Genomic DNA, 7,468 nt, shown 5'->3' with positions numbered 1-7,468 from the left:
CCGGCCGCCCGGCGCGGGGCCGCCCCCGGCGCGGCCGCCGCGCGCCCGGGGGTCTCGCCCCACCCCCCCCCCTCGTGTTCGTTTTCCCGGGGGGGCCCCCGGGGGTGGGGGGGGGCCCCCCCAACACGACAGTTCCGACGGTACTATCCCTCGAACACAAAGCGGGGGAACGCAACGTCCCCGGCGTAGCGAGCCGAATCACCCAGCGCATCCTCGATGCGCAGCAGCTGGTTGTACTTGGCGACGCGCTCGCTGCGGGCGGGGGCACCCGTCTTGATCTGACCGCTGCCGACGGCCACCGCCAGGTCCGCGATGGTGGTGTCCTCGGTCTCGCCGGACCGGTGGCTCATCATCGACTTGTAGCCGTTGCGGTGCGCCAGCTCGACCGCGTCCAGGGTCTCGGTCAGCGTGCCGATCTGGTTGACCTTGACCAGCAGCGCGTTCGCGGCACCCTTCTCGATGCCGTCCTCGAGGCGCTCCGGATTGGTGACGAACAGGTCGTCGCCGACCAGCTGCACCTTGTCGCCGATCTGGTCGGTGAGCGCGACCCAGCCGTCCCAGTCGTCCTCGGCCAGCGGGTCCTCGATCGAGACCAGCGGGTAGGTGGCCAGCAGCTCGCCGTAGAACTCGGTCATCTCGTCGGCCGTGCGGACGCTGCCCTCGAACTTGTAACCCGTACCGGCGGTGTAGAACTCGGTGGCCGCGACATCCAGCGCCAGCGCGACGTCGGTGCCCACCTTGTATCCGGCCTTCTTGATGGACGCCACGATCAGGTCCAGGGCCTCGCGGGTGCCGCCCGGCAGATCGGGGGCGAAACCGCCCTCGTCGCCCAGGCCGGTGTTCAGGCCCTTGCTCTTCAGCTCGGTCTTGAGCGCGTGATAGACCTCCGCGCCCCAGCGCAGGGCCTCGCGGAAGGTGGGCGCGCCGATCGGGGCGATCATGAACTCCTGCACGTCGACGCTGGTGTCGGCGTGCGCACCACCGTTGAGGATGTTCATCATCGGCACCGGCAGCACGTGCGCGTTCGGGCCGCCGAGGTAGCGGAACAGCTCCAGCCCCGACGATTCGGCGGCCGCGCGGGCCACCGCCAGCGAGACGCCCAGCAGCGCGTTCGCGCCCAGGCGGGACTTGTCGGGGGTGCCGTCCAGATCCAGCAGGACCTGGTCGACGGTGCGCTGCTCGACCGCGTCCAGGCCGATCACGGCCGGGGCGATCTCGTCGAGGACGCCCTCCACCGCCTTGCGCACGCCCTTGCCGCCGTAGCGCTCGCCGCCGTCGCGCAGCTCCACGGCCTCGTGCTCGCCGGTGGAGGCGCCCGACGGCACGGCAGCCCTGGTCAGGGTGCCGTCGTCGAGAGCGATCTCGACCTCGACGGTGGGGTTGCCGCGCGAATCCAGGATCTCGCGCGCTCCGACCTGTTCGATGATGGCCACGAAAACGACACTCCTTCGGCTGCTGACTCGGTCCCGCCCACCGCCGTCCATGAGCAGGTCGCACGGCAGGCCCGTGCTTACGCGAGCCTAACGTAGGCAGTGCGCACTTACTCCGGGCACGTGCCCGGCGGGCAGTCGTGATCAGGCCCTGCGGCCCACGCTGTAGGCGGCGGCGTGGTTGCGGACCTTGTACATATAGCTCGTGGAGTGGTTGTAGGTGAACAACGCCTTCTGCCAGCCCTCGGGTGTGGTGAGGTCGCCGCCGCTGGCGCACAGGTAGCGGGCGGCGGTGAGGGCGGCGTCGTCGACGTTGTCGGGATCGATGACGCCGTCGCCGTTGGCGTCCGCGCCCCAGCGCTGCCACGTTTCGGGCAGGAACTGGAACGGGCCCATCGCGCGCACGTAGACCGGGTCGCCGGGATCGGAGGTCGCCGCCTCGTCGACGATCCGTTGCACGCCGGGGGATCCGTCCAGCGGCACGCCGCGGATGGGCGGGCTCACCTGGCCGTCGTCGCCGAGGCGGGAGCCGCCGTGGCTGCCGTGTTTGCTCTCGACCCGGGCGACACCGGCGAGGGTGGTCCAGGCGACGCCGCAGTCCGGGCGCGAGCGGGCCATGATGGCCGCGGCGTATCCGTAGGCCTCCAGCGCCACCACGGGAATGCCGAGGGCGTCGGACTGGCCCTCGGCCCAGCCGCGCAGCTGCTCGGCCGTGCGGCCGGGCGCGTCGAGATCGATCGCCGGGACGGGCGTGCCCGCGCCCGGCGGAATGCCCTCGGGAATCGGCGGCAGGTCCTCCCCCACACCGCATGCGGACAGCACCACCGCCGCCGCGACAACCGCCAGCACACCGCCGCGGACCCTGGAAACGGCGCTAGCACCGGCTTTTTTCGAACGCACCCTTCCATCATCCAGATCCCGGGGGTGCCGCGGTCACGCCACGCGCACCACCACAGTCGGGCCGCGTGCGTGATCGCGATCACGTGACGATCCGAAAAGACAGTTGTGTGGGACTCCGAGTCCCACGTATTCTCGGGGGTGAGAGTTCAGGAGGCACCGATGACGTTGTCCGACACCATGCACACCGACCCGTTCGGCCCCGAATACCGCGAGGCGCTGGCGACCCTGTCCGAGGGCTCGGTGCACCGGAATTTCGACCCGTATCGCGATATCGATTGGGACAGTCCGGAACTCGCGATCGATCCCAACGATCCGCGCTGGGTGCTCGACCCGGAGATCGACCCGCTCGGCGCCACCCGCTGGTACCGGGAGCTACCGCTCGCACAGCAGATCGAGATCGGCAAGTGGCGCATCGCCAATGCGGTGAAGGTCGGCGCGGCCTTCGAGAGCATTCTGATCCGGGGAATGATGCAGTACATCATGAAGCTGCCCAACGGGTCGCCCGAGTTCCGGTACTGCCTGCACGAGATGACCGAAGAGTGCAACCACATCCAGATGTTCCAGGAGCTGGTGAACCGGATCGGCGTGGACGTGCCGGGGATGCGGCCCGCGTTCCGGCTGCTGTCGCCCGTGATCGGGGTGGTCGGCGGCTACCTGCACGTCATTCTGTTCATCGGCATCCTCGGCGGCGAAGAGCCCATCGACCACTATCAGAAGGCGATCATCCGCGCCGATGCGAATCTGCCGCCGATGGTGTTGCGCACCATGCAGATTCACATCGCCGAGGAGGCCCGGCACATCTCGTTCGCCCACGAATACCTCACCGCGCACATCGAGAAGATGGGCCTGCCCGGAAAGGCCGTGTGCGCGCTGGCATTTCCGCTCACCATGCGGTGGCTGGCCGGTGAGATCATGGCGCCGCCGCGCTCGTTCGCCCGGAAGTTCGGCATTCCGCGCGAGGTCATCAAGGAGGCGTTCTGGCGGGCCCCGGCCTCGCGGCGCATCCTGTCCGGCTACTTCGACGATGTGCGCAAACTGGCCGACGACCTCGGCCTGATGCCCGCCCCCGCCCGAATGCTGTGGCGCGCGTTGAACATCGACGGCCCCACCTCCCGCTACCGCAGCGAGCCCGCCCGCCGGGCAGCGTGAGGAACGAGCCGCACGCACATCCCGCCATCGGGCGGCACGAGCACCACGCGCACCATCATCGGGCAGCGTGAGTAGCACGCGCACCCATCATCGAGCGGCGCGAGCAGCACGCGCACCCATCATCGAGCGGCGTGAGCAGCACGCGCACCCACCATTGGGCGGCGTGAGCAGCACGCGCACCATCATCGGGCGGCGTGAGCAGCATGCGCACCCATCATTGGGCGGCGCGAGCAGCATGCCTTCCTTATTCCGGCATGCTTTTGGCCGGAATCTCGTCCGCGAGCGCCTCGATCAGCTGCAGCAGTGGCTGGTCGCGGTCCAGGGTGAGGTCGTGGGCTCGGGCCACGCCGTCCAGGATGCTCCAGGCGTAGCTCGCGACCTCCGAGATCAGTTCGGCGCGGCTCAGCGCCGGATTCGGCTCGTGGGCCCACCGGGTGACGGTCGCCTCGGTCATGGCGACGATGGCGAAGGTCATGGTGTCGATGACCGGCGGGTCGGCGACGCCGACGACACCGGCCAGCCCGGATACCAACCCCTTCGCGCGGGCGGTGATGCTGATCATCAAGCCACTGAGCGCATCTCGGTCCTCGGGCCCGTCCGCCGCGGGACCGGTGCGCAGGAATTCGTGCTGGCGCGGGTGGTCGCCGATCCAGTCCACGACCACCGCGACGGCGCGGGCGAGAATCTCCCCGATCGACCCGTCACCGATGTCCAGCGCGATATCCAGCGCGTCGGTGAATCGCTCGGCGATCGTCGTCCGGACCCGGCGCTCCAACTCCTCGAGGCCGGAGAACTGCCGGTACAGAACGGATTTCGCCAATCCCGCGCGCTCCGCGATCTGCCGCGCCGAGAGGTCGGCACCGGGCGGATTCTCCTCCAGCAGTTCGATCGCCGCCTCGACCAGGCGCAGCCGCCGGGCGTCGTTGTGCGGTTGCCAGCGCGCCCGCCGTCCCCCGACCGGCACCGATGAGGTAGCTGCACCCGACACCCGTCGAGTGTAAGCGCCGCCCGCTGTCGTTCCGATGTAGCTGCACCCGGCAAGCCGATCGCAATCCCCGTCACTGCTAAGGGCCCGGCCTCGTCCCCAACGCCCCCGCGACCAATAAGGCACCACATGGGGGCCGTGTACGGCCGCCACGAACTTCGCCACCGACTCGGCGTCGGCGAGGCTGTGATACGGCCCTAGCACTCCATTAGGACACGGACCGTCGAATTCAGTTGTGCTACAGGACGTTCGGTTCGTGACGGGCGGGCGGCAGTTAGCCTCAGCGCAGCCGGAAGGCCGCGTCCGATGACGCCCGCACCGGGCTCCGGCTGGGCGAGGTCCCCCGATACTCGCGCCGGTCGGCACCGGATGCGCCATGCTGACGGTCACCGTTCAGGAGTTCGTCCGGTTCCGGAGCGGACCGGAGCCGGTAGCTACGGATCGACCTTGCTACCCCGTCAGCCGAGAAGCGCAAGGGTCGCATCGTGGGTGGGAGCCGCCAGGATGCCGGGAACCGGGCCCGCCTCCACGATCCGGCCGGACTCCAGGACGCTCATGCGGGTGCAGTAGCGCGACACCACGTCCATATCGTGGGTGATCACCAGCAGCGCCAGGTGGCGCTCGCGGCGGAGCCGGTCGAGCAGGGTCATGATCGCCGTGGCGGTGTCGTGGTCGAGCGCGGAGGTGATCTCGTCGCAGACCAGCGCCGCCGGATCGAGGGTCAGGGCGCGCGCCAGCGCCACCCGCTGCCGCTGGCCGCCGGACAGCTCGTGCGGATAGCGTTGCGCCAGTTCGGGATTCAATTCGACGGTGCGTAGCAGATCCGCGGTCGCCCCGGCCACCTCCGATCCCCGCACCCGGCGATGCCGCCGCAGTGGCCGGGACAGGGTCTGCGCCACCGTGCGGCGCGGATTCAGGCTGCCCGCACTATCCTGCGGTACCAGCGCTATCCGGCCTTCGACGTGCACCGATCCCGCCACCGGGCGCCGCAGCCCCACCGCGGCCCGAGCGAGCGTCGACTTGCCCGCTCCCGACGGCCCGGCCACAGCCAGCGCCTCCCCCGGCGACAGCCTCAGGTCGATATCCTCGAGCACCGGCCTCCGCCCGATCGCCACGCCGACACCCGACATCGAAAGCACATGTCCGGCAACGCCATTACCCCCGACCCCGTGGCCGTTCGACTCGGCGGCCGGTGTGGCATTGCTGATCCTCGCGGGGAGGATTCGGCCCCCTGTCCCGTTGGAATTCGACTCCGGCGGAAGAGAATTCGCCGACCGCGCCTCGACCCCGGACAACGGCTCCCCACCGACCATCACCTGGTGGCCTGTGAGTTCGTGCAGGGCGGCGGTGTTGTGGCCGGAGATCACGACGGTGGTGCCGTCGTCGGACAGGCGGCGCAGCAATCGCACCACGGCCGTGCGTAGGCGGCCGTGCAGGCCCGCCAGCGGCTCGTCCAGCACCAGCACCGGGGTGCGGCGGGCGAGCGCGCGGGCCAGGGCGATTCGGCGTTGCTCGCCGCCGGACAGTTCGGCGGCACGGCGGCGCAGATACGACTCCGGCAGCTCCACCGCGGCCAGTGCCTCCAAAGACCGTGTGTGATCGGCCAATTCGCCGAGCAGCGACCGCACCCGCATGGTCGGATTCAGCGCGACGCCGGGATCCTGGCCGACGAAGGCGATCTGCTCCCGCCGGAATCGCCGCAGCGCGACGGGATCCAGGGCCAGCACGTCGTGGCCGCCCACGCGCACCGTGCCCGCCGCCGTGGTCCCCGCCGGGACCTGGCCGAGCAGCGCCTTCATCAGTGTCGACTTGCCGCAGCCGGACGGGCCGCGCAGCGCCGTGACGCCGCCCTCGGGCACCCGCAGCGATATCGGCTCCAGCAGCGTGGCGCCGCCCGGCACCGTCACCGAAAGGTCTTCCACCACAATCATGTCCGGCTCACCTCCCGTCGGCCCAGTGCGGCCGCGAGCAGGTTCGCGCTCACCGCCACGACGCCGATGGCCAGGCTCGGCGCCACCACCGCCCACGGATTCAGCAGGATCCCGGAGGCGTTCTCCCGCACCATGACCGCCCAGTTCGACTGCCCGAGTTCGGCGGGCAGCCCGAGGAATGCCGCGGTGGACACGATGTACACCCCTTCCACGAAGCGCAGGCCGAGCTGGGTGAACACGAGTTCGCGCATGTTGGGCAGCATCTCCCGCGTGACCAGAAAGGCCGGGGACTCCCCGCTGAGCCGAGCCGCCTCCACGTACCCGGTGGCCGCGACGCCCGTGGCCGCCGCGGCGAAAACCCGTGCGGAGTACGGGGTTCCGAAGGCGATCGCCACCAGCGCCACGCCGAAGGCCCCCGATTGCGGCCACGACACCACCACCAGCAGCAGCGCCAGCACGGCCGGGAGCAGGATCGCCAGATCGGCCCCGCGCTCGATGACCACGCCCAGCCGCGGCCACAGCGCGGCCACCGAACCCAGCACCGCCGCCAACCCGGTCACCGTCACCGCGATCACCGCGGCGAGCAGAATCAACCCCCACCCACCGTGCAACAGCTGACTGAACACGTCCCGCCCGAGCCGATCCCCACCCAGCAGCGCCCCCGAATCCGGTGCGGCGAACGGAACCCCGACGGTGGCATCCACGCCCCGCGGCGCCAGCCACGGCCCGACCACGGCCATCACCACCACAACGAGCGCGGGCAGTGCGCGAACCACGAGCCCCCTGGTCATCGCGGACCTCCGATCGCAGCCGCCCACCCGGCGACCACCGCACCCGTCGTCCTAGCAAGCCCCACAACCGCCGCCCCGGCAGACACCACAACCCCTGCCCCGGCAAGCACCACAACCGCTTCCCCGGCAAGCACCACAACCGCTGCCCCGGCAAGCACCACAACCGCTTCCCCGGCAAGCACCACAACCTCTTACCCGGCAAGCACCACAACCGCTTCCCCGGCAAGCCCCGCAACCATTGTCCCGGCAAGCACCACAACCATTTTCCCGGGATCGGGGGGG

Annotated in this window: 6 protein-coding genes; 1 reads left to right on the top strand and 5 read right to left on the bottom strand. The window is 70.3% G+C overall.

Going from position 1 to position 7,468, the window contains the following annotated elements; genetic code table 11:
* Positions 1 to 143 precede the first annotated feature (143 nt).
* Together eno and QH290_RS19830 are read right to left on the bottom strand one after the other, a co-directional pair.
* Complete coding sequence (eno, locus tag QH290_RS19835; protein ID WP_280384436.1) at positions 144 to 1,433, bottom strand: phosphopyruvate hydratase; 1,290 nt, start codon at positions 1,431 to 1,433, stop codon at positions 144 to 146.
* 141 nt (positions 1,434 to 1,574) lie between these two features.
* Positions 1,575 to 2,279, bottom strand: a complete 705-nt coding sequence (locus tag QH290_RS19830; protein ID WP_425301882.1) for a lytic transglycosylase domain-containing protein — start codon at positions 2,277 to 2,279, stop codon at positions 1,575 to 1,577.
* 210 nt (positions 2,280 to 2,489) lie between these two features.
* Between QH290_RS19830 and QH290_RS19825 the strand changes: the two genes are divergently transcribed.
* A complete protein-coding gene (locus tag QH290_RS19825) occupies positions 2,490 to 3,479 on the top strand; it encodes an AurF N-oxygenase family protein (protein ID WP_280384435.1) in 990 nt (329 codons plus the stop codon).
* A gap of 244 nt (positions 3,480 to 3,723) precedes the next feature.
* On the opposite strand, the gene QH290_RS19820 is transcribed toward QH290_RS19825, so the two are convergent.
* The 3 genes from QH290_RS19820 to QH290_RS19810 form a co-directional block, all read right to left on the bottom strand.
* Complete coding sequence (locus QH290_RS19820) at positions 3,724 to 4,467, bottom strand: TetR/AcrR family transcriptional regulator (RefSeq protein ID WP_280269491.1); 744 nt, start codon at positions 4,465 to 4,467, stop codon at positions 3,724 to 3,726.
* Positions 4,468 to 4,922: 455 nt separating this feature from the next.
* The gene (locus QH290_RS19815) at positions 4,923 to 6,395 is read right to left on the bottom strand and encodes an ABC transporter ATP-binding protein (protein ID WP_280384433.1); all 1,473 of its coding nucleotides are present in this window, start codon (positions 6,393 to 6,395) and stop codon (positions 4,923 to 4,925) included.
* Positions 6,392 to 7,186, bottom strand: coding sequence for an ABC transporter permease (locus QH290_RS19810; RefSeq protein WP_280384431.1), 795 nt, complete (start codon positions 7,184 to 7,186; stop codon positions 6,392 to 6,394). Before QH290_RS19810 ends, QH290_RS19815 begins: the two co-directional genes overlap by 4 nt.
* Positions 7,187 to 7,468: the final 282 nt, after the last annotated feature.

The sequence above is a fragment of the Nocardia wallacei genome, from assembly GCF_029869545.1.
GTDB lineage: Bacteria > Actinomycetota > Actinomycetes > Mycobacteriales > Mycobacteriaceae > Nocardia > Nocardia wallacei_A.
The sequence above is the reverse complement of the archived record's forward strand: the minus strand, read 5'-3'. Positions and strand labels throughout refer to the sequence as shown.

What these genes read in the sequence shown, in the direction of transcription:
- QH290_RS19825 (WP_280384435.1), top strand. Translation starts at nt 2,490, where the DNA reads ATGACGTTGTCCGACACCATGCACACCGACCCGTTCGGCCCCGAATAC.
- QH290_RS19815 (WP_280384433.1), bottom strand. Translation starts at nt 6,395, where the DNA reads ATGATTGTGGTGGAAGACCTTTCGGTGACGGTGCCGGGCGGCGCCACG.
- QH290_RS19810 (WP_280384431.1), bottom strand. Translation starts at nt 7,186, where the DNA reads ATGACCAGGGGGCTCGTGGTTCGCGCACTGCCCGCGCTCGTTGTGGTG.